Source organism: Streptomyces sp. SDT5-1, from assembly GCF_052245995.1.
Taxonomy (GTDB): domain Bacteria; phylum Actinomycetota; class Actinomycetes; order Streptomycetales; family Streptomycetaceae; genus Streptomyces.
The window spans coordinates 2,582,176-2,602,832 of sequence record NZ_CM125963.1 but is presented as its reverse complement, the minus strand read 5'-3'; the positions used below and the strand labels follow the sequence as shown (position 1 = coordinate 2,602,832).

General features: G+C 72.7%; 19 protein-coding genes. 12 read left to right on the top strand and 7 right to left on the bottom strand.

Features of this window, described 5'->3' with window-relative positions; translation table 11 throughout:
* The first annotated feature begins 88 nt into the window (after positions 1-88).
* The 8 genes from ACTWJ8_RS12185 (at position 89) to ACTWJ8_RS12150 (ending at position 7,173) form a co-directional block, all read left to right on the top strand.
* The gene (locus ACTWJ8_RS12185; protein WP_356388102.1) at positions 89-877 is read left to right on the top strand and encodes an SDR family oxidoreductase; all 789 of its coding nucleotides are present in this window, start codon (positions 89-91) and stop codon (positions 875-877) included.
* Positions 874-1,482 (top strand): TetR/AcrR family transcriptional regulator, encoded by a 609-nt coding sequence (locus ACTWJ8_RS12180; protein WP_356388104.1) that lies wholly within the window; start codon positions 874-876, stop codon positions 1,480-1,482. Before ACTWJ8_RS12185 ends, ACTWJ8_RS12180 begins: the two co-directional genes overlap by 4 nt.
* A gap of 6 nt (positions 1,483-1,488) precedes the next feature.
* Positions 1,489-2,646 carry an acetyl-CoA C-acetyltransferase gene (locus ACTWJ8_RS12175; protein ID WP_443263808.1) on the top strand — a complete coding sequence of 386 codons (1,158 nt, stop codon included), beginning with the start codon at positions 1,489-1,491 and terminating at the stop codon, positions 2,644-2,646.
* Between the two features lie 58 nt (positions 2,647-2,704).
* Positions 2,705-3,508, top strand: a complete 804-nt coding sequence (locus ACTWJ8_RS12170) for an SDR family NAD(P)-dependent oxidoreductase (protein ID WP_443263807.1) — start codon at positions 2,705-2,707, stop codon at positions 3,506-3,508.
* A gap of 157 nt (positions 3,509-3,665) precedes the next feature.
* Positions 3,666-4,475, top strand: a complete 810-nt coding sequence (locus tag ACTWJ8_RS12165; RefSeq protein ID WP_443263806.1) for an SDR family oxidoreductase — start codon at positions 3,666-3,668, stop codon at positions 4,473-4,475.
* Between the two features lie 95 nt (positions 4,476-4,570).
* On the top strand, positions 4,571-5,200 hold the full coding sequence (locus tag ACTWJ8_RS12160) for a TetR/AcrR family transcriptional regulator (RefSeq protein ID WP_356388112.1): 630 nt from the start codon (positions 4,571-4,573) through the stop codon (positions 5,198-5,200).
* A gap of 141 nt (positions 5,201-5,341) precedes the next feature.
* Positions 5,342-5,545 (top strand): cold-shock protein, encoded by a 204-nt coding sequence (locus ACTWJ8_RS12155; RefSeq protein WP_306322230.1) that lies wholly within the window; start codon positions 5,342-5,344, stop codon positions 5,543-5,545.
* Between the two features lie 137 nt (positions 5,546-5,682).
* Positions 5,683-7,173, top strand: a complete 1,491-nt coding sequence (locus ACTWJ8_RS12150; protein WP_443263805.1) for a DEAD/DEAH box helicase — start codon at positions 5,683-5,685, stop codon at positions 7,171-7,173.
* A 95-nt stretch (positions 7,174-7,268) separates the two neighbouring features.
* Here the strand turns inward: ACTWJ8_RS12150 and ACTWJ8_RS12145 are convergent, their stop codons facing one another.
* The 5 genes from ACTWJ8_RS12145 to ACTWJ8_RS12125 all read right to left on the bottom strand — a co-directional run bounded on the left by ACTWJ8_RS12145 (position 7,269) and on the right by ACTWJ8_RS12125 (position 11,720).
* The gene (locus ACTWJ8_RS12145; protein WP_443263804.1) at positions 7,269-8,183 is read right to left on the bottom strand and encodes a tyrosine-protein phosphatase; all 915 of its coding nucleotides are present in this window, start codon (positions 8,181-8,183) and stop codon (positions 7,269-7,271) included.
* A gap of 63 nt (positions 8,184-8,246) precedes the next feature.
* Positions 8,247-9,341, bottom strand: a complete 1,095-nt coding sequence (locus ACTWJ8_RS12140) for an NAD(P)H-dependent flavin oxidoreductase (RefSeq protein ID WP_443263803.1) — start codon at positions 9,339-9,341, stop codon at positions 8,247-8,249.
* Positions 9,338-10,093 (bottom strand): CoA-transferase subunit beta, encoded by a 756-nt coding sequence (locus ACTWJ8_RS12135; protein ID WP_443263802.1) that lies wholly within the window; start codon positions 10,091-10,093, stop codon positions 9,338-9,340. Before ACTWJ8_RS12135 ends, ACTWJ8_RS12140 begins: the two co-directional genes overlap by 4 nt.
* Positions 10,090-10,953 carry a CoA transferase subunit A gene (locus tag ACTWJ8_RS12130; protein WP_443263801.1) on the bottom strand — a complete coding sequence of 288 codons (864 nt, stop codon included), beginning with the start codon at positions 10,951-10,953 and terminating at the stop codon, positions 10,090-10,092. The genes ACTWJ8_RS12135 and ACTWJ8_RS12130 overlap by 4 nt, the downstream gene beginning before the upstream one ends.
* Positions 10,950-11,720, bottom strand: a complete 771-nt coding sequence (locus tag ACTWJ8_RS12125; protein ID WP_356388122.1) for an enoyl-CoA hydratase family protein — start codon at positions 11,718-11,720, stop codon at positions 10,950-10,952. The genes ACTWJ8_RS12130 and ACTWJ8_RS12125 overlap by 4 nt, the downstream gene beginning before the upstream one ends.
* 131 nt (positions 11,721-11,851) lie before the next feature.
* Between ACTWJ8_RS12125 and ACTWJ8_RS12120 the strand changes: the two genes are divergently transcribed.
* Both ACTWJ8_RS12120 and ACTWJ8_RS12115 read left to right on the top strand, forming a co-directional pair.
* Complete coding sequence (locus ACTWJ8_RS12120; RefSeq protein WP_443263800.1) at positions 11,852-12,592, top strand: SDR family oxidoreductase; 741 nt, start codon at positions 11,852-11,854, stop codon at positions 12,590-12,592.
* A gap of 1 nt (position 12,593) precedes the next feature.
* Positions 12,594-13,550: an SDR family oxidoreductase gene (locus ACTWJ8_RS12115; protein ID WP_443263799.1), complete on the top strand. Its 957-nt coding sequence runs from the start codon at positions 12,594-12,596 to the stop codon at positions 13,548-13,550.
* Between the two features lie 66 nt (positions 13,551-13,616).
* Here the strand turns inward: ACTWJ8_RS12115 and ACTWJ8_RS12110 are convergent, their stop codons facing one another.
* A complete protein-coding gene (locus tag ACTWJ8_RS12110) occupies positions 13,617-14,528 on the bottom strand; it encodes a hypothetical protein (RefSeq protein ID WP_356388128.1) in 912 nt (303 codons plus the stop codon).
* A 221-nt stretch (positions 14,529-14,749) separates the two neighbouring features.
* Between ACTWJ8_RS12110 and ACTWJ8_RS12105 the strand changes: the two genes are divergently transcribed.
* A complete protein-coding gene (locus ACTWJ8_RS12105) occupies positions 14,750-17,836 on the top strand; it encodes an endo-alpha-N-acetylgalactosaminidase family protein (RefSeq protein ID WP_443264876.1) in 3,087 nt (1,028 codons plus the stop codon).
* Positions 17,837-17,882: 46 nt separating this feature from the next.
* Here the strand turns inward: ACTWJ8_RS12105 and ACTWJ8_RS12100 are convergent, their stop codons facing one another.
* Entirely contained in the window at positions 17,883-19,628 is a 1,746-nt protein-coding gene (locus ACTWJ8_RS12100; protein WP_443263798.1) for a glycoside hydrolase family 35 protein, read from the bottom strand.
* A gap of 138 nt (positions 19,629-19,766) precedes the next feature.
* Between ACTWJ8_RS12100 and ACTWJ8_RS12095 the strand changes: the two genes are divergently transcribed.
* Positions 19,767-20,654 carry a helix-turn-helix domain-containing protein gene (locus ACTWJ8_RS12095; RefSeq protein WP_443263797.1) on the top strand — a complete coding sequence of 296 codons (888 nt, stop codon included), beginning with the start codon at positions 19,767-19,769 and terminating at the stop codon, positions 20,652-20,654.
* Positions 20,655-20,657: the final 3 nt, after the last annotated feature.

Sequence of the window (20,657 nt, the reverse complement as noted above, 5' to 3'; positions counted from 1 at the left end):
TGGCATCGGACACCCTTCCCTAACAAGTGTTTGGTAGGTTAGCTTATGGGCGTGGACAGCGTCGAGGCCTCCCGAAAGAGGTGCGGGTATGAGTTCAGCGGCTCCCGACTACGTGCCAGGGCACCAGCTGCTCGCGGGGCGCACCGCAGTCATCACCGCCGCGGCCGGCGCGGGCATCGGCGGCGCCACCGCGCGCCGCTTCCTGGAGGAGGGCGCCCGCGTCGTCATCAGCGACGCGCACGCCCGCCGCCTCAAGGAGAGCGAGCAGGCGCTCGCCGAGGAGTTCGGCGCCGACCGGGTTTCCGCGCCGGCCTGCGACGTCACCGACGAGGAGCAGGTGCGCGCCCTCTTCGCGCACACCGCGGAGCGGCACGGCGGCCTCGACATCGTCGTCAACAACGCGGGACTCGGCGGCACTTCGGCGCTCGTCGACATGACCGACGAGCAGTGGACGAAGGTCCTCGACGTCACGCTGAACGGGACGTTCCGCTGCGTACGGGCCGCCCTGCGCGCCTTCCGCGACACCGGCCGCACCGGCGTGATCGTCAACAACGCGTCCGTCATCGGCTGGCGCGCCCAGGCGGGACAGGCGCACTACGCCGCGGCCAAGGCCGGAGTGATGGCCCTGACCAGGACCGCCGCGATAGAGGGCGCCGAGTACGGCGTGCGGGTCAACGCGGTGGCGCCGAGCCTCGCCATGCACCCCCACCTCGTCAAGGTCACCTCCGAGGAACTCCTCGCCGAGCTGACCGAGAAGGAGGCCTTCGGCCGCTACGCGGAACCCTGGGAGGTGGCCAACGTGATGGTCTTCCTCGCCTCCGGCTACTCCTCGTACATGACCGGCGAGACCGTCTCCGTCAGCAGCCAGCGCGCATGAGCCCCTCGCCCGAGCGGCGTCGCGAACTCCTCGCCACGGCGGCCGAGGTGTTCGCCGCGCACGGCTACGACGCCACCACCGTGCGCCGGATCGCCGACGCCGCCGGGATGCTCGCGGGCAGCCTCTACTACCACTTCGACTCCAAGGACTCCATCGTCGAGGAGATCCTGCGCGGCTTCCTCGACGAGCTGTGGGACCGCTACGACACCGTGCTCGCCGCCGGACACGGTCCGCGGGAGACGGTGCGCGCCCTGGTCACCGAGTCGTTCCGGGAGATCGACCGGCACGGGCCCGCCGTCGTCATCTACCAGAAGGAGTCCAAGGCGCTGGCCGCACGGGAGCGGTTCGCGTTCCTCGCCGCGTCGCAGCGCAAGCTCGAGCAGACCTGGCTGACCACGCTCCAGGAAGGCGTGGCCGCCGGGGCGTTCCGCGCCGACCTCGACATCCGGCTCACGTACCGGTTCGTCCGCGACACCGTGTGGGTCGCCGCGTCCTGGTACCGGCCCGGCGGCCGGCACAGCCCCGAGGAGATCGCCCGCGAGTACCTGGCGATGGTGCTCGACGGCATAGCCCGACCCAACCATGCTCAACAAGACAGGAGTTGAAGTGCCATGGCCGAGGCCTACATCGTCGACGCGGTCCGCACCCCCGTCGGGCGGCGCAGGGGCGGGCTCAGCGCCGTCCACCCCGCCGACCTGGGCGCCCACGTCCTGAAGGAGCTCGTCGCGCGCAGCGGCGTCGATCCCGCCGCCGTCGAGGACGTCGTCTTCGGCTGCCTCGACACGGTGGGGCCGCAGGCCGGCGACATCGCCCGCACCTGCTGGCTCGCCGCGGGGCTCCCCGAAGAGGTGCCCGGAGTCACCGTCGACCGGCAGTGCGGCTCCTCCCAGCAGGCGGTCCACTTCGCCGCGCAGGGCGTGCTCTCCGGCACCCAGGACCTCGTCGTCGCGGGCGGCACGCAGAACATGTCGATGATCCCCATCGCCTTCGCCTCCCGGCAGGCCGCCGAACCCCTCGGCCTCACCGAAGGCCCCTACCTGGGCAGCGAGGGCTGGCGCGCCCGCTACGGCGACGCGCCCGTCAACCAGTTCCACGGCGCCGAACTCATCGCCGAGAAGTGGGGCATCACACGGCAGGACCAGGAGCAGTGGGCGCTCCGCTCGCACCAGCGGGCCCTGCGCGCCATCGACGAGGGCCGCTTCGCCAAGGAGACCGTCGCCTACGGGGACGTCACCGTCGACGAGGGGCCGCGCCGGGACACGACCCTGGAGAAGATGGCGGGCCTGACCCCGGTCGTCGAGGGCGGCACCATCACCGCCGCCTGCTCCTCGCAGGTCTCCGACGGCGCCGCCGCCATGCTGCTCGCCTCCGAACAGGCCGTACGGGAGCACGGACTCACGCCCCGGGCCCGCGTCCACCACCTCTCCGTACGCGGCGAGGACCCCATCCGGATGCTGTCCGCGCCCATCCCGGCGACCGCCTACGCGCTCAAGAAGACCGGGCTGAGCATGGACGACATCGACCTCGTCGAGATCAACGAGGCGTTCGCGCCCGTCGTCCTCGCCTGGCTCAAGGAGACCGGCACCGACCCCGAGAAGGTCAACGTCAACGGCGGCGCGATAGCCCTCGGCCACCCGCTCGGCGCCACCGGCACCAGGCTGATGACGACCCTGCTGCACGAACTGGAGCGCACCGGCGGCCGGTTCGGCCTCCAGACCATGTGCGAAGGCGGCGGCCAGGCCAACGTCACGATCATCGAGCGGCTCTGAGCGCACCGCCCGGCCGGAGAACAGTCCGAAACAGCGACGGAGTGGGAGGTGCGCCGCGATGACTGAGACGCCGCGAGGGCAACTGGCAGGGACGGTCGCCCTGGTGACCGGGGCCGCCCGTGGAATGGGGGAGGCCATCGCCCGGGAGTTCGTGCGGCGCGGGGCCCGTGTCGTGCTCGGTGACGTTCTCGTCGACGAAGGGCGGAAGGTCGCCGAAGATCTCGGCGAGCACGCCCGGTTCGTGCCGCTCGACGTCACCGACCCCGACTCCTGGGCCCACGCCGTCACCCTCACCCTCGACACCTACGGAACCCTCGACGTCCTCGTCAACAACGCCGCCATCTACACCACCTCACCGATCCTCGACGAGGACCCCGCTCAGCTGGAGCGGATCCTCAAGGTGGATCTCGTCGGGCCGTTCCTCGGGATACAGGCCGCCGTGCCCGCCATGAAGGCCGGGGCGCGGGGCGGGGCCATCGTGAACATCTCGTCGCAGGCCGGGGTGCAGGGGATCTGGGCGCACGGGGCGTACGGCGCCGCGAAGTGGGGGCTGCGGGGGCTGAGCCGGACCGCCGCGCTGGAGCTGGGCGGCGACGGCATCCGCGTGAACGCCGTGCTCCCCGGCGCCATCGACACCGCCATGACCGCGCACCTGGGGACGAGCGAGCACCCCGCCGCCGCGCTCGGACGTATCGGACGGCCGGAGGAGGTCGCGCGGCTGGTCGCCTTCCTGGCCTCCGATGACGCCTCGTACCTCACCGGCGCCGAGGTCGCAGCGGACGGGGGCGCGTCGGCCGGCCGCATGCCCGTGTCGACGCCGAGCGGCGGAGGCGGCAGGGGCGAGGGAGCCGACGAGAAGTGAACCGCCCCCCTGCCGGTCGGCGCCGCGCTGGTAGCTCGTCAACTCCGTCGCCCGGGAGGCCGTTTCCCTCGTCCCGCTGCCGACGACGGATCATGTGCAGGTCGAGTACTGACGAGTACCGGCGAGCACCGACGACTTCGGACACCTGGAGGAGCACATGCCCACGATCGCCGTCACCGGAGCCGGATCCGGCATGGGCGCCACGCTCACCGAGCGGTTGCGCGCCCAGGGCCACACGGTCATCGGCGTCGACCTCAAGAACGCCGACGTCACCGCCGACCTCGGCACCCCCGAAGGGCGTGAGCACGCCGTCGCCGAGATCACCCGGCTCTGCGACGGCCGGCTCGACGGGCTGCTGCCCTTCGCCGGGCTCGCGGGCGGCGCGGGCCGCCCGTCGAGCCTGCTGGTGTCGGTCAACTATTTCGGCGCGATCCGCCTGGTGGAGGGCCTGCGCCCGGCACTCGGCGCCGCCGGGACCTCGTCCGTCGTGCTCGCGTCCTCCAACTCGACGACCACCCAGCCCGACTGGCCGGAACACGTCGCCCACGCCTGTCTCGCGGGCGACGAGACCGAGGCCCGCCGTGTCGCCGACGAGGCGGGCGCGGGCGACGGCGGCCTCGGCGCCTACCCCGCCACGAAGGCCGCCCTCGCCTGGTACGCCCGCACCCGCGCCGCCGACTTCCAGGCCGACGGCATCCGCCTGAACGCGGTCGCGCCCGGCTACATCGACACCCCGATGACCCGCGCCGCCGCCGACGACCCGGCGACCGCCGAGGGCATCCGCCAATTCCTCGCCTCGATCCCGGCGGGCCGAGCGGGACGCCCCGAGGAGATCGCCGAACTCGTCGAGTTCCTGCTCTCCCCGAAGTCCGCGTACTGCGTCGGCTCCGTCTTCTGCGCCGACGGCGGCCTCGACGCCCGCCTGCGCGGCACGGACTGGCCGAAGGCGTGGCACCCGGGCGCGTAGCACCGCCGCGTCCTGCGGCGGCACGTCGGGGACCGCGCCGGGGGAAACCGTGGACCACTTCGCCCAGTGGCTGTGACGCCCGCGACAATGGGCCCGTGCCTACGAAGTCCACGAAGCCCGCCAAGAAGAAGTCCCCTTCGACCAACGCCGCCCCCGAGCGCCGCAGCGAACTGCTCCACACCGCGGCCGAGGTCTTCGCCGAGCAGGGCTACAACGCCACCACCGTCCGCAAGATCGCCGACCACGCGGGCATGCTCGCCGGCAGCCTCTACTACCACTTCGACTCCAAGGAATCGATGCTGGAGGAGATCCTGCGCGGCTTCCTCGACGAGCTGTGGACCGGCTACGACGCCGTGCTCGACGCCGACCTCGGCCCCCGCGAGACGCTGGAGGCACTGGTCACCGAGTCCTTCAGGGAGATCGACCGGCACCGCCCCGCCGTCGCCATCTACCAGCGGGAGGCGAAGGTGCTCGGCGCCCAGGACCGCTTCGCGTTCCTCACCGAGTCCCAGCGGCGCTTCGAGGAGAGCTGGCTGACCACCCTGGAGCGGGGCGTCGCCGACGGCGTGTTCCGCGCCGACCTCGACATCCGGCTCACGTACCGGTTCGTCCGCGACACCGTGTGGGTCGCCGCGTCCTGGTACAGGCCCGGCGGCCGGCACAGCCCCGAGGAGATCGCGCGCCAGTATCTGTCCATGGTTCTGGACGGAATCGCCGCGCGTTGATGGTGCGTGCTAGAGTGGCAGCGTTGCAGTTTTGGTACCCATAGACTTTATGTGCGCCTGACGGGAATGTTCCTCAGGCGCATTATTGTTTTACCGAGGTGTTCTCGGAATGGGAGCTGCTACCTGTTCAAGGAGAACAACATGGCCACCGGTACCGTGAAGTGGTTCAACTCGGAAAAGGGCTTCGGCTTCATCGAGCAGGACGGCGGCGGCGCCGACGTCTTCGCCCACTACTCGAACATCAACGCCTCCGGCTTCCGTGAGCTGCAGGAGGGCCAGAAGGTGACGTTCGACGTCACGCAGGGCCAGAAGGGCCCGCAGGCGGAGAACATCGTCCCCGCCTGACCAATCTCCGCTCGTAGATTCACCGACGCCGCCGGTCCCACCCGGCAGGCGTCGGATCGAGCATCACCGGGCCGGGGCCCGCACCGCGACGGTGCGGGCCCCGGTTCCTGCTGTCCCGTCCCGGAAGGCATCGCCGCATGGCCAGTCCCGCCCGCCCGTCCCGCCGCCGCAGCCCCCGCCCCGCAGCCGCAGGGCAGCGCCGCGCGCCCGAGCAGCGCCGCAGGCAGCAGCCGACGCCGCCGGCCGAGTTCACCATGCCGGAGAACACCACTCCCGCGCTGCCGCCGGTCGCCGACTTCGCGGACCTGGACATGCCGGAAGCCCTCCTGAAGACCCTCGGCGAACAGGGCGTCACCGACCCGTTCCCCATCCAGGCCGCGACGCTCCCCAACTCCCTCGCCGGACGCGATCTCCTCGGCCGCGGCCGCACCGGCTCCGGCAAGACCCTCGCCTTCGGCCTGCCGCTGCTCACCCACACGTACGGCGCCAAGGCCGAGCCGAAGTCCCCCCTCGCGCTCGTCCTCGTCCCCACGCGTGAGCTGGCCCAGCAGGTCACCGACGCCCTCACCCCGTACGCCGCCGCGCTCAAGCTGCGGCTCGCGACCGTCGTCGGCGGAATGTCGATCTCCCGGCAGGCGGGCGCGCTGCGCCGCGGCGCCGAGGTCGTCGTCGCGACGCCCGGACGCCTCAAGGACCTCATCGAGCGCGGCGACGTCGAGCTCGGCTCCGTGCGCACCACGGTGCTCGACGAGGCCGACCAGATGGCCGACATGGGCTTCATGCCGCAGGTCACGGCGCTCCTGAAGCAGGTCGAGCCGGGCGGCCAGACGATGCTCTTCTCCGCGACCCTCGACAAGAACGTCGACCGCCTGGTCAAGCAGTTCCTCAACGACCCGGTGGTGCACTCCGTCGACCCGTCGGCGGGCGCGGTGACGACGATGGAGCACCACGTCCTGCACGTCCAGGACGAGACCGACAAGAAGGCCGTCACCGCCCGCATCGCCGCGCGCGACGGCCGGGTCATCCTCTTCGTCGACACCAAGCGCTCCGCCGACCGGCTCGCCAAGCGGCTCCTCGCCAACGGCGTGTACGCGGCGCCGCTGCACGGCGGCCGCAGCCAGCCGCAGCGCAACCGCACCCTGGAGCAGTTCAAGGACGGCCGGGTCACCGCCCTCGTCGCCACGAACGTCGCGGCGCGCGGCATCCACGTCGACGACCTCGACCTCGTCGTCAACGTCGACCCGCCCACCGAACACAAGGACTACCTGCACCGCGGCGGCCGCACCGCCCGCGCCGGCGAGTCCGGCAGCGTCGTCACGCTCGTCCTCCCGGACCAGAAGCGCGACGTGCAGCGTCTGATGCGCGACGCGAAGATCAAGCCGCGCACGACGCAGGTCCGCTCCACGGACGAGGCCCTGACGACCATCACGGGCGCCCGCGAACCGTCCGGCGTCGCGGTCACCATCGCCGTCCCCGAACCCACCCCCGCGGCCCCGTCCAAGCCCCGCCGCCCGCGCCGCTCCCGCGGCACCGGCAACGCCCAGCCCTCCGGCTCCTCCTCGGGCACCCCCCGCCGCCGCGGCGGCCGCGGCCGAGGCGGCCCCAGGGGGCCTCGCCAGGCGGCGTAGCGGGGCAGGCAAATCCAGCCCCGTCGGCGTTTGAGGCGCGGGGTCCGGGGCGGAGCCCCGCGACGCCGATCACGGTGGGGCGCAACGGGGACACGTCACACCAAGAGGCGTCGCCGAAGCGCCCCCACGACGCCCCGCCCCACCCCGAGCCCCTCACCCACATACCGCCCCAGCCCCCCGAACTCCCTGCGCACCAGCCCCCGCGCGGCGTCCAGATACTCCATCCGCACCTCCTGCACGGGTATCAACAACTCCGGCTCCCGCATCAGCCCGGCCTGCCGCAACCCCTCACGGACCCGCGCGTCGTGGGCCGCGCGAAATGTGTTCGACGCCAAGTAGTCCGCCTCCGCGTCCCGTTCGGACACACCGAGCAGACGCAACGTCACATACGTCAGCCAGCCCGTCCGATCCTTGCCGGACGTGCAGTGGTACAGCAGCGCCACCGGCCTGCCGCACGCCACGTCCCGCAGCGTCGCCCCGAACCGCGCGCGGTTGTCCGCGTCCGTGACGAACATCCGGTACGTGGCCCGCATCCCGGCGGCCGCCCTCCCGTCCCCGAGCACCTCCCGCTGCACCACCGGATCCTTGGACCCGATCGCGGCCGTCAACTGCTCGTACTGGCCCCCGTCCGACACGGCCCGCGAGGTCACCGCGAGCCCCGACGGCAGCCGGTCGGCCCCGTCGGTCCGCACCTCGAACGGCACCCGGAGATCGACTACTTCGGACAGCCGCAGCCCGCCGAGCCGCGCCACGTCCGCGTCGCTCAGGTCGCACAGCGCGTCGGCCCGGTACACGGCCCCGTACCGGACCCGGCCGTGCCCCCGCGCGCGGTACCCGCCGATGTCCCGGACGTTCACCGCGCCGTCGAGCGGCACGCGCCGGATGCCCCCGGCGGCGGGCGCGCCCGGCGCGGCCACGGAGACGGGGGCCGCGGCGAGCGCCGTGACCGCGCCGAGCGCCCCGCCGAGTGCGCGGCGTCGGGTGAGCCCCGTTCTGTACGCGTGCGACATACGTGAACCTCCGGTCGGGGATGGACAGTTGTCGAGGAACGGAGTGCCGGTGTCCGGTGTCGCTCAGGCGGGCGTGGGCAGCGCCTCCAACGTCTTGCGCGCCTCCGCCATCACCCGGTCGACCAGCTCCGCGCAGGAAGGCAGGTCCTCGATGAGGCCCGCGACCTGCCCGGACGCCATGACGCCCAGATCGGTGCGGCCCTCGACCATGGACGCCTTCAGCAGCATCGGGGTGTTCGCGGCCAGCAGCACCTGGCTCCAGGTGAGGTCCTTGCCGTGCTTCATGGCGAGCCCGTCCCGCACCATCTGCGGCCAGCTCAGCCCGGACAGCTTCCGGAACCCGGCGGCGCGCCGCACGGCCTGCAGCAGCGCGCGCGTGCGCCCCGCGTTCTCCAGCGAGTCCACGAGATCCGTACGCAGCATGCGGTGCGGAAGCCCGTCGACGGCGGTCGTCACCGTGACGTCCTTGACGCCCGCCGCGAGGTACTTCGCCTTCACGGCGTCCGGCACGGTCGAGTCGGACGTGAGGAGGAACCGCGTCCCCATGGCGACCCCCGCCGCCCCGTAGGCGAGCGCGGCGACCAGTCCGCGTCCGTCGCGGAAGCCGCCCGCCCCGACCACCGGTATGTCCACGGCGTCCACGACCTGCGGAAGCAGCACCGACGTGGCCACCTCGCCGGTGTGCCCGCCGCCCTCCCCGCCCTGCACGATCACCGCGTCCGCGCCCCACGCCGCGACCTTCTCGGCGTGCCGGCGCGCCCCGATGGACGGGATGACGACGGCGCCCGCGTCCTTCAGCTCGGCGATCAGCTCCTTCGACGGCGCGAGCGCGAACGAGGCGACCTTCACGCCCTCGTCGACGATCACCTCGACCCGCTCGCGGGCGTCCCCGGCGTCGGCCCGCAGGTTCACGCCGAACGGCCGGTCCGTGCGCTCCTTCACCTCCCGTACGGCGGACCGGAGCTGATCGAGCGTCATGGTCGCGGACGCGAGGATGCCGAGCGCCCCCGCGTTCGCCGCCGCCGACACCAGGCGCGGCCCGGCGACCCAGCCCATGCCGGTCTGCACGATGGGATGGCGCACACCGGTCAGCCGGGTCAGCGCCGTGGGGAGGGTGAACGCGCCCGAGTCGGGGGCCGGTTCGGAGGGCGGCGTCATACCGGCTCGACCTCCAGGTCCCGCCGGGAGCCGGGGTCGACGACCTCCCGGATCAGCCGCAGCTCCTCGGCCGTCGGCTCCCGCGTGGCCGGCACCTCGCCGCCCTCCGGGAGGACGAGCGGGAACCCGGTCGCCTCCTGGACCTCCGCCACCGTGACGCCCGGGTGCACGGACACGAGCCGCATCGCGTGGTCCGCGGTGTCGAAGTCGAGGACCGCCAGATTCGTCACCACGCGCGGGATGCGATGGAACCGCGTCGCCGACGGGCCGGCCGCCGCCGCGCTGTCGTAGCCGACACCGCTGATCATGTCGACCTTCTCGACGAACACGCGACGGCTGTGCCTGGGCACCCAGTAACTCACCGGATTGTTCAGCGTGTTGACGGGCGCGCCGCGCACCCCGAGGAGCTGCCGGTCGGGCCGCTCCCAGTCGCCGATGCAGGAGATGTTCTGGTTGCCGAACCGGTCGAGCTGGCTCGCCCCCATCATCACGTGCCGCTTCCCGCCGGTCACCATCGTCAGATGCTGCCGGTACGGGAGCCAGCCCTCCGCCTCGCCGTCGAGCCCGACGATCCGCGCCTCACCGTCGGTCAGCAGCAGCCCGGGGGAGAAGGTGCGCTTGGCGAGCCGCGCCCCCACCGACGGGATCAGGCCCATCGGGCTGGCCAGCACCTCCCCGTTGTCCCGCCAGGCCTCGGCGCACGCGATCACGCAGTACTCGGCGCGGGTCACCTCTGTCGTCGTGACGCTCACTTCTGCTCCTCGTGCCAGGCCTGAACGGCGGACTGGTACTGCTTCTCGTCACCGCCGGGCGGCAGGAACCGCTCGGCGAACTCCTCCCAGGGCGTGCTCGCGTACAGCTTCTGGAAGGCCTCGTCCCGGTCGTAGTCCGGCACGCACGACGTGAAGTGCGCCCCGTGCGGCGTCTCCACGACCCCCGTCACGGAGTGCCGCTTGACCAGCAGCGTCTGCGGCACCGTGTCCGCCCCGAAGCCGTCGACCAGCTGCTCGCACGACACGTACGCGCTGTCCGCCGCCTCGCAGAACAGGTCGTCGAAGTACGGGTCCGGGCCCAGGTACTGGCCGTTGCCCGCGCGGTCCGCCCGGTTCACGTGCACGAGCGCCGCGTCCATCCGCAGCGCGGGCATCGCGACGAACGTCTCCCCGTCCTCGTACGGCGACGTCACCGTCCGCAGCCCCGGATTGACCCGCATGACGTCCGAGCCGATCCCGGCGCGCACGGGCAGGAACGGCAGCCGGTTCGCCGCCGCGTGCAGCCCCCACATGAACATCGCCTCGTCGATCTCCATGAGCTCGAACGCGCCCTTCTGGCGCGCCGCCCTGAAGTTCGGCTCCAGCGGGATCGAGTCGAGCGTCGCGAACGCCGCGACCAGCTTGCGGATCTTCCCGGCCGCCGCGAGCATCCCGACGTCCGGACCGCCGTACGAGACGACGGTGAGGTCCGTGACGTCGCTGCGCAGCAACGCCCTCACGAGCGCCATTGGTTTGCGGCGCGAGCCCCAGCCGCCGATGCCGATCGTCATGCCGCTGCGCAGCCGCCCGACCACCTCGTCGGGCGAAAGTGTCTTGTCGGTCGTGTCCGGTGTGCTCATCGGTCGGTCTCCTGTCCGAAGGTGTCGCGGACCCGGTCGGCGACGCCGCTGAGGTTCGCCTCGAAGGTGAAGCCCTGCTCGAAGCGGTAGCTGCGGTGCACGTCGACGGGGTCGATCCCGTTCAGCGCGGACTTGGCGAGGCGGAGCAGACAGCCGTCCTTGCGGGCGATGTCGCGGGCGAGTTCGAGCGCGGCCCCGCGCAGTTCCGCGCGCGGTACGACCCGCCACACCGAGCCGTGCGCGTGCAGCTCGGCGGCCGTCGCCGTGCGCGACGTGTAGAACAGCGCCCGCATCAGGTGCTGGGGGACGAGGCGGGCCAGGTGCGTGGCCGCGCCGAGCGCGCCCCTGTCCAGCTCGGGCAGTCCGAACGTCGCGTCGTCGCTCGCCACGATCGCGTCCGCGTTCCCCACGAGCCCGATGCCGCCGCCCAGGCAGAAGCCGCCGACCGCCGCGACGACCGGAACCTCGCACTGGTACACCGCCGAAAAGGCCTCGTAGCAGCCGCGGTTGGCCCCGATCAGGGCGCTGTGCCCGCCGCCCGCCGCGGCCGTCTCGCGCTGCATCTCCTTGATGTCCACCCCCGCGTTGAACCCACGGGAGCCCTCGGCCGCGGTCAGCACGACGCAGCGCACATCGGGGTCGCGGCCCGCCGCGCGCACGGCGTCGGCCAGCTCGTACCAGCCGCGCACCGGCAGCGCGTTGACGGGAGGGAAGTCCACCGTGACGACGGCGATGCCCTTTTCGGGTGAGGAGGTGGAGACACCCATGGCGTTCAGCTACCTTTCCACCTAACGTTTGTTTGGTACGTCGATGACGGTAGCAGGCGGCGGGAAGCAGCGGAATGGTGCGGGCAGCGGTCGGGGCACGTGGACCCGAAGGGGTCGGAGAGGGGATCGGGATGGGCCTGAGCGGCCGGGTCGCCGTCGTCACGGGCGGTACGAGGGGAGTGGGCGCGGGCATCGCGAGCGCCTTCGCGAAGGCCGGTGCACGGGTGATCACCTGCGCCCGCAGACCTCCCGAACAGCCGGTGGACGGCTGCGAGTTCCTCCCCGTCGACCTGCGGGACGCGGCGGCCGTGGAGGAGCTGTTCGCGGGCCTCGACCGGGTCGACGTGCTGGTGAACAACGCGGGGGGCACGCCGTACCGGCCGCTCGCGGAGGCCGACGCGGCCCGGCACGCGCGCGTGCTCGAGCTGAACCTGACGGCGGCGCTCACCGCATCGCTCGCCGCCCGCGAGAAGCTCGCCGCAGCCCGCGGATCCATCGTCATGATCGGCAGCGTCAGCGGCAGCCGCCCCTCGCCGGGCAGCGCCGCGTACGGGGCGGCGAAGGCGGGGCTCGAACATCTCGCGCGGTCCATGGCGGTGGAGTGGGCGCCCGAGATCCGGGTGAACACGCTGGTGCTCGGCATGGTCCGCACGGAGCTGAGCGCACTGCACTACGGGGACGAGGACGGCATCGCGGCGGTCGGGGCGACGGTGCCGATGGGCCGCCTCGCCGAGCCCCGCGAGGTCGGCGACGCCGCCGTGTTCCTGGCGTCGGACGCCGCCTCGTACATCACGGGGGCGAGCCTGCTGATGCACGGCGGTGGCGAACTCCCCGCGTTCCTGAACGCGGCAACGGTCAACAAGGAGGCGTGAGATGACGAACGGTACGTCGAGCGGACCGGGCGGACAGCCGACAGGCGAGGGACTGTGCGCGGGACGGGTCGTCGCCGTCACGGGGGCCGGACGCGGCCTCGGCCGCGCACACGCCCTCGCGTACGCGGCCGAGGGCGCGAAGGTCGTCGTGAACGATCTGGGGGTCGGCCTGGACGGCGCCCCCGCACCGGACAGCCCCGCGGCCCACGTGGTCGAGGAGATACGGAGGTCCGGCGGCGACGCGATCGCGCACGGCGGCGACATCGCCACGGCCGAGGGCGCCGCCTCGCTCGTCGCTGCGGCCGTCGACACCTTCGGCCGCCTGGACACGCTGGTGAACAACGCGGGGTTCCTGCGCGACCGGATGCTCGTCAACCTCGACGAGGACGACTGGGACGCCGTCATGCGCGTCCACCTCAAGGGCCACTTCCTTCCGCTCAAGCACGCCGCCGCGTACTGGCGCGCCGAGTCGAAGGCGGGCCGCACCCCGACGGCCCGGGTCGTCAACACCTCTTCCGGGGCGGGCCTGTTGGGCTCGGTCGGGCAGGGCAACTACAGCGCGGCGAAGGCCGGCATCCTCGGCCTGACCCTGGTCGCGGCGGCCGAGATGGGACGCTACGGCGTGCAGGTCAACGCGATAGCGCCGGCCGCCCGCACCCGGATGACCGAGGCCACGTTCGCCGACACCATGGCGGCACCCGGCGCCGGGACCTTCGACGCGATGGCTCCGGAGAACGTGTCGCCGCTCGTCGTCTGGCTCGGCTCCGGCGCCCCGGCCGACGGGGTGACCGGCCGGGTCTTCGAGGTGGAGGCCGGGCGGATCACGGTGATGGAGGGCTGGCGCCCGGGACCGACCGTCGACAAGGAGGAGCGGTGGACCCCGGCGGGCGCGGGGGAGGCCGCCCGCGAACTGCTGGCGAGGGCGGAGGTGCCGGGAGCGGTGTACGGGGCGTCCTGACGCCGGGACCGAATGGCAGCGGGGCCCGGCCGCGCTCTCCCGCCGAACCGGGCGGTCGCGGGATGCCTACGTGTCGCACTCCAGGACCGTCCGGCACAGCCCGCACCGCGCCCGCACCCGGCCCCGCACCGGCACCCGGATCCGCTGATGGCACGTCGGGCACGCGAACGCCACCCGCAGCCCGCCGCCCCGCCCCTGCGGTCCTTCCCCCGCCGAGAAGGCGTAGGGGCCTCCGGGGGCGAGGCCGCGCGGGCCGTGGTCCTGCGCGTACCTGCGGTCCTTCGCGTACCGCCGCCGCCCCGCCCAGCCCGCGGCCGACAGTGGCGGCTGCCGCTCGTCGCGCCGAGCCTGTGCGAGCCCCTTCTCGTACGCCGTGTACGCCTGCGGGCTCGTGAACCACGTCTCGGGCGCCTCGCCGAAGGCCAGCGACCGCTTCGCCAGGACGTACCCGAACTCCTCCGGCGTCAGATACCCCAGCTTCTGCGACGACGCCGCGTCCTCCCGGTACGCGTCGAGGAGCAGCCAGCCCGCCCCCAGATAGGTGGCCGCCGTGTCGGTCAGGATCTCGTTGTCCCGCGTCCCCGGCAGCGACAGGTCGAGGCGGTGCAGATACACATGCATGATCTCGTGCGCGAGCGCCGCGCCGATGTCCCGGCGATGCGTACGGAACCGGTCGTTCAGCTCGATGAAGTACTCGGGCCCCGCCGCCAGTTCGACGCTCGCCGCGTGCCGCATCTCCCGGAAGCTCACGATCATCCGCGCGTCGGGCAGCCGATAGTGCCGCACCAGCTCGCGCGCCACCCGCTGCACACCCAGATACAGATCGTCGTCGTCGGCGAACGCCACGTCCGCGGGGGCCACGCTCGGCGCGAACGAGTGCACCGCGTCGTACGAGATCCGTCGGTAGAGAGCCGTGATCGCCGTCCGCACCGTCTCCAGATGCGGATAGCCGTGCACCACCGGTCCGCCGTCCACCACGCGCGCACCCCCAGGGTCGGCCGGGCCGGGACCCGGCGACTCCAGAGTACGGCCATTAATCCAAGACCTGCCGCCCCTTTGTCCATGGGCCGCCGCACCCCGCCCGGCGCATCGTGATCGGCACGCCAAGCCGCCGTGAGAAGGAGTGCGCCGTGCCCGAGCAGCCCCAAGGCCAGCCGTCGGAGAACCGGGAGAACGCGGAGGACTCGGGGTACGGGGAGGTGTCGCAAGGACCCACCCGCAGGACCCTCGTCGCGGCGGGCGCGGTCGGCGGCGCGGCCGCCGCGCTCGGCCTCGGCCTCACCGGCACGGCCCGCGCCGCGACCACCGCACCCGCCGCGGACGGTGTCGCCGTGCTCCGGTCCAAGGACCTCGACGTCCGCGTCAGCACCGCCTTCCCCGTCGTCGTCTCCTACACCGACCGCGCCACCGGCGCCGTGCTGCACGCCCAGCCGGACCCGGTCACCACGCTCCTGATCGACGGCACCGAGCACACCCCGAAGGTGACGTGCGCGCCCGCCGCCGACCACGCCGACTACCGCCTCGCGCTGTCGGGCGGCACGACCATCGACATCCGCATCGCCGTCGACGGCAAGCAGGTCGACTGGCGCGTCACGAAGATTAGCGACACGGCGCAACTGCGCGTCGGCACTCTCCAGATCCCCGGCCTCGCCCTGCTGTCCGTCCGCAGCGACCAGCCCGGCGCCGCCCTCCTCGCCGCCACCGTGCAGCTCGACAAGGCCAAGAGCGGCGACACCCTCGTCACCCCCACCGCCGACAGCCCCGCCCAGGCGCCCACAGGATGCGCGTACGCCGTCGTCGCCCACGACAAGCTGGCCGGCGCCGTCGAGACCAACACCAGCTACGACAAGCCGACCAGCGCCGCCGGAACCACCTGGGAGAACGGCCGCCTCTGGCGCGAGACCGTCCGCCGCGAGGGCCACACCGCCGCCCGCATCGCCCCGGGCCAGTGGACCCACCGCGCCGCCACCTCCCCGGTCGACGCCACCGAACCCCTCCCGTACGCGACCGTCGTCATCACCGGCGACCGCAATGGTGACGGGAAGGTCGACTGGCAGGACGCCGCCATCGCCTTCCGCGACATCGCCGTGACGCCGCGCGGCGCAGACGAGCAGCACCTGCGGGTCGTCCCGCACATCCCGTTCAACTTCGCCTCGCAGGCCACCAACCCGTTCCTCGCGACCCTCGACAACGTCAAGCGCATCCACCTCGCCACCGACGGGCTGCGCCAGTACACGCTCCTCAAGGGCTACCAGTCCGAGGGCCACGACTCCGCGCACCCCGACTACGCGGGCAACTACAACACGCGCGCGGGCGGCCTCGACGACCTCAACACCCTGGTCCGCGAGGGCAAGAAGTGGAACAGCGACTTCGGCGTCCACGTCAACGCCACCGAGTCGTACCCCGTCGCCAACGCCTTCTCCGAGACCCTCGTCGACAAGACGAACGAGCAGTGGGACTGGCTCGACCAGAGCTACCGCATCGACCAGCGCCGCGACCTCGTCTCCGGCGACATCGTCAAGCGCTTCGCCGACCTGCGCCGCGACGCCGACCCGGCGCTCAACACCCTCTACATCGACGTGTTCCGCGAGTCCGGCTGGACCTCCGACCGCCTCCAGCGCACCTTCCGCGAGCAGGGCTGGAACGTCACCTCCGAATGGGGCCACGGCTTCGAGAGATCGTCCCTGTGGTCCCACTGGGCGACCGAGACCGACTACGGCCCCGACACCTCGCGCGGCATCAACTCGCAGCTCATCCGCTTCATCCGCAACCACCAGAAGGACGTCTTCGCCGACAAGTGGCCGACCCTCCTCGGCATCGCCCGCATGGGCAACTTCGAGGGCTGGACCGGAAAGACCGACTGGGCCGACTTCTACCGCCTGATCTGGACGCACTCGCTGCCCGCCAAGTACCTCCAGGCGCAGCCGATCAGGACGTGGGGCGCGCACGAGATCACGTTCTCCGGCGCCACCCGCACGAGCGTCACCGACACGTCCGGCGCCCGCCGCATCACCACCGACGACCGCCTCGTCTACGACGACGGCACCTACCTGCTGCCGTGGGAACCGCGCCGCGCCACCGACCCGGCGAAGCTGTACCACTACAACCCCAAGGGCGGCAGCACGAGTTGGCGCCTCCCGCGCGCGTGGGAGAGCAGCGGCCGGGTCGCCCTGTACCGGCTCACCGACCAGGGCCGCGTCTTCGTCTCGTACGTCACCGTGTCCGGCGGCAAGGTGACGCTGAAGGCCGACGCCGACCAGCCCTACGTCCTCTATCGGACCCGCACCGACCTCGACCGCGCGCCCGACTGGGGTCAGGGCACGCCGCTGCACGACCCCGGCTTCAACTCCGGCTCCCTGAAGGGCTGGACGGTCTCCGGGCCCGCCACGGTCGAGCTCAGTGACCTCGGCGACTACGAACTCGTCGTGGGCCCCGGCGCCGCCGCCACGGTCTCCCAGCGCCTGGCCAGGCTTGCCCCCGGCTCCTACGCCGCGTCGGTGCAGGTCGAGGTCGGCGCCAAGGCGGGGGAGCGGCGCACGGCGACCCTGGAGGTCCGTACGGCCGACGGCGTGACCGCCACGAACCGCACCGACACCTCCACGGCGGGCAACTACGTGGCCGCCGACCGCAAGCACGGCACCCGCTTCCAGCGCATGACGACGTACTTCACCGTCCCCGAAGGCGGCGGCCCGGTCACCCTCGCCCTGCGCACCGCCGCCGGTTCGGCCCGCGTCCGCTTCGACAATGTACGTATCGTGGCATCGCCCGCACCGAAGCCGCCCGCCGGAACCGTGGTTCACGAGGACTTCGAGCACGTCCCCCAGGGCTGGGGCCCGTTCGTGAAGGGCGACGCGGGCGGCTCCACCGACCCCCGCACCCACATCGCCCAGCGGCACGCCCCGTACACCCAGCGCGGCTGGAACGGGAAGGCGATCGACGACGTCGTCGACGGCACCCAGTCCCTCAAGTCCCGCGGCGAGAACACCGGCCTGGTCTACCGCACGGTCCCGCACACGGCCCGCTTCGAGCCGGGAAAGCGGTACCGGGTGTCCTTCCGCTACGAGAACGAGAAGGCAGGACAGTACGCCTGGATCACGGCGGTCGACGAGCCGGCGGCCAAGGAACTGTCCCGCGAGGCGCTGCCGGTGGCCACCGAACCCGCCGCGCTGACCTACGAGTTCACGGCTCCGGACAAGGGCGAGGCATGGGTGGGCCTGCGCAAGACGGGCGACGACGGCACGGCGGAGTTCACGCTGGACGCCTTCGAGGTGACCGAGGCCGACTGAGCGGATCCCGAGGGCCCGGGGGAGCGCCCCGGGCCCTCGGGCGACCTCACCGGAGCAGAAGCCGCCGCTCCCCGGCCCCGTCCAGCTCCAGGACCCACACCTCGTTCACGCCCTCCCGCAGCACCGGCCCCGGCACGTACAGGGACTGCTGCGGGCCCGCCGACCAGTAGCGGCCCAGGCAGAACCCGTTCACCCACACGAACCCCCGCCCCCAGCCCGGCAGTTCGAGCGCCGCGTCACCGGGCGCCGACACCTCGAACGACCCCCGGTGCAGGCCCCGGCCCTCCCCGTCCGGCACATCGGACGGCAGCGCGGCCACCGCGGAGGCCGTGACGGCGTCGAGGCGCAGCCCCTGTGCCCGTACGCCGTGCAGGAACTGCCGCTCGTGCAGCAGCCCGCGCGTGACGCCCTTCGGCTCACCCGTGCGCGGCCCATAGTTGACGCGCCCCAGGGACTCCACCCACAACTCCACGCGCGCGTGCCCGGGCACCGGCTCGGCGAGCATCGGCTCCTCCTCCGTGAGCATCCCGGCCCGCACCCCGTCGACGTACACGACCGCCAGGTCCCGCAGCCCGCGCGCAAGCAGCGGATACGGCTGCCGGGGCCCCGGCACCACGACCTCGTACCGCACCAGGCCACGGTCCACGTCCAGGTCCTCGAACGACGGCGGCACCGCGTACTCCGCCTCCGGGCCGCCCAGCGCCTCCAGTACGCCGCCCAGGGCCGTGAACGCCGTCAGCTCCGCCGCGACCGGCCCCGCGAGCGCCGCCGGCTGGGGCGGCACGTCCGGCAGCGGCCCCTCCGCGTATCCGGCGAGCACCTCACGGAACAGCCAGAACTTCTCCGTGGGCCGGCCGAACTCGTCGATCGGCGCGTCGTAGTCGTACGACGTCACATCCGGCTCGAGAGGCCCGTCGTGCAGCGCGCCACCACCCCGATTCGCACCCGCCCAGCCACCGAAACTCGTCCCGCCGTGCGCCATGTACAGATTCACCGACGCCCCGCACTCCAGGATCTCCCGCAGCGCCTGCGCCGCCTCCCGCGGATCCCGCCCGACGCGCTCCGCACCCCAGTGGTCGAACCAGCCGCACCAGAACTCCATGCACATCAACGGCCCCGACGGCTGGTGCCCACGAAGCGTCTCGAACGCCTCACGCGCGCGGGACCCGAAATTCACCGTCGCCAGCACCCCCGGCACCGAACCCCCGGTCAGCATGTGGTCCTCGGGCCCGTCCGACGTGAACAGCGGCACACTCACCCCGAGCCCCACCAGAAGATCGGCCAGCGCCCGCAGATAGCGCCGGTCCGAGCCGTAACTGCCGTACTCGTTCTCCACCTGCACCATCAGCACCGGACCACCCCGGTCCACCTGCCGCTCCACGATCTGCGGCAACAACACCCCGAACCAGCGCTCCACCGCCGCCAGGAACGCCGGATCGCTGGTACGCGCGCGTGCCCCCAGCCGACCCGTCAGCCAGTGCGGAAGCCCCCCGTTCTCCCACTCCGCGCAGATGTAGGGCCCCGGCCGCACGATCGCCCACAGCCCCTCGCTCCGGGCGGCGTCCAGAAAGCGCCCCAACGCCCCCACGTCGTGCACCTCACCCGGGCGCGGCTCGTGCAGATTCCACGGCACGTACGTCTCCACACAGTTCAGGCCCATCGCCCGCAGCATCCGCAGCCGGTGCCCCCACTGCTCCTCGTGCACCCGGAAGTAGTGCAGCGCCCCCGACAGCAGCCGCACCGGCCGCCCGTCCACCTCGAACGCGTCCTCGCCCACCCAGAAATCCGTCATCACGTGCTCCTCCGTGCCAGATGGGCCGCATCACCCACCGGCCGCCACCCTCACCTCTGGCGGCCGACGGGGTCCATGGACAAAGATCGGCCGGTGTTGGACGGGGACGCCCGCACGCACCACCACGGGAGGGGAAAAATGCCCACGTACCACACCTGGATGCGGTACTTCACGCCCAGCCCGGCCCACCACCGCCTCGGCCTCGTCTGCCTCGGCGTCGGCCTCCAGCACGGCCTCCTGCCGACCGTCGGACCGCGCACCCTCGACCACCACGTCGCCGTCGTCGTCACCGCAGGCAGCGGCTGGTACCAGGACCCCGAAGGCCACCGCCGCACCGTCACCGCCCCCGCCCTCATCTGGCTCACCCCAGGACGACCCCACCACTACGGCGCCGACCCCGACACCGGCTGGGACGAGTGCTTCGTCGACTTCACGGGCCCCGCCACCACCACGTACACCGAACTCGGCTACATCGAACCCGAGCGCCCCGTCGTCCCGCTCTCCGACGCCGCCCAGGCCCGCGCCGCCGTCGGCCGCATCGCCCGCGCCGCCCGCCGCGGAAATCCGTTGCTGGAGGTCGAGACCGGCGCCGCCGTCCACGAACTCCTCGTCGCCCTGCGCCGCGCCCGCGCCGACCTCGCCCCCGACGGCGACCCCGTCCTCCAGGCCCTCGCCCGCGACGCCTTCCAACCGCTGTCCGTCGCCGCCCACGCCGCCCGGCACGGCATGACCCCCGCCGAACTGCGCACCGCCGTCCGCCGCGGCGCCGGATGCAGCCCCAAGGACTACCTCCTCGGCATCCGCCTCGGCCGCGCCAAGGAACTCCTCGCCGCCACCGAACTCCCCGTCGCCGCCGTCGCCCGCCGCGTCGGCTACGACGACCCCGCCTACTTCTCCCGCCTCTTCACCCGCCGCGTCGGCACCGCACCCGTCCGCTTCCGCGAACAACAGGGCCGCGCCGTCCCCGGCGGCTGGTCCGACAAGATCCCCGACCCCGACGACCCACCCATGCTCCACGTAGGCTGACCC

Bases quoted from the DNA above. Each gene is read 5' to 3' on its own strand.
- ACTWJ8_RS12185 (WP_356388102.1), top strand. From the start codon at position 89: ATGAGTTCAGCGGCTCCCGACTACGTGCCAGGGCACCAGCTGCTCGCG.
- ACTWJ8_RS12180 (WP_356388104.1), top strand. From the start codon at position 874: ATGAGCCCCTCGCCCGAGCGGCGTCGCGAACTCCTCGCCACGGCGGCC.
- ACTWJ8_RS12175 (WP_443263808.1), top strand. From the start codon at position 1,489: ATGGCCGAGGCCTACATCGTCGACGCGGTCCGCACCCCCGTCGGGCGG.
- ACTWJ8_RS12170 (WP_443263807.1), top strand. From the start codon at position 2,705: ATGACTGAGACGCCGCGAGGGCAACTGGCAGGGACGGTCGCCCTGGTG.
- ACTWJ8_RS12165 (WP_443263806.1), top strand. From the start codon at position 3,666: ATGCCCACGATCGCCGTCACCGGAGCCGGATCCGGCATGGGCGCCACG.
- ACTWJ8_RS12155 (WP_306322230.1), top strand. From the start codon at position 5,342: ATGGCCACCGGTACCGTGAAGTGGTTCAACTCGGAAAAGGGCTTCGGC.
- ACTWJ8_RS12150 (WP_443263805.1), top strand. From the start codon at position 5,683: ATGGCCAGTCCCGCCCGCCCGTCCCGCCGCCGCAGCCCCCGCCCCGCA.
- ACTWJ8_RS12145 (WP_443263804.1), bottom strand. From the start codon at position 8,183: ATGTCGCACGCGTACAGAACGGGGCTCACCCGACGCCGCGCACTCGGC.
- ACTWJ8_RS12140 (WP_443263803.1), bottom strand. From the start codon at position 9,341: ATGACGCCGCCCTCCGAACCGGCCCCCGACTCGGGCGCGTTCACCCTC.
- ACTWJ8_RS12130 (WP_443263801.1), bottom strand. From the start codon at position 10,953: ATGAGCACACCGGACACGACCGACAAGACACTTTCGCCCGACGAGGTG.
- ACTWJ8_RS12125 (WP_356388122.1), bottom strand. From the start codon at position 11,720: ATGGGTGTCTCCACCTCCTCACCCGAAAAGGGCATCGCCGTCGTCACG.
- ACTWJ8_RS12120 (WP_443263800.1), top strand. From the start codon at position 11,852: ATGGGCCTGAGCGGCCGGGTCGCCGTCGTCACGGGCGGTACGAGGGGA.
- ACTWJ8_RS12115 (WP_443263799.1), top strand. From the start codon at position 12,594: ATGACGAACGGTACGTCGAGCGGACCGGGCGGACAGCCGACAGGCGAG.
- ACTWJ8_RS12100 (WP_443263798.1), bottom strand. From the start codon at position 19,628: ATGACGGATTTCTGGGTGGGCGAGGACGCGTTCGAGGTGGACGGGCGG.
- ACTWJ8_RS12095 (WP_443263797.1), top strand. From the start codon at position 19,767: ATGCCCACGTACCACACCTGGATGCGGTACTTCACGCCCAGCCCGGCC.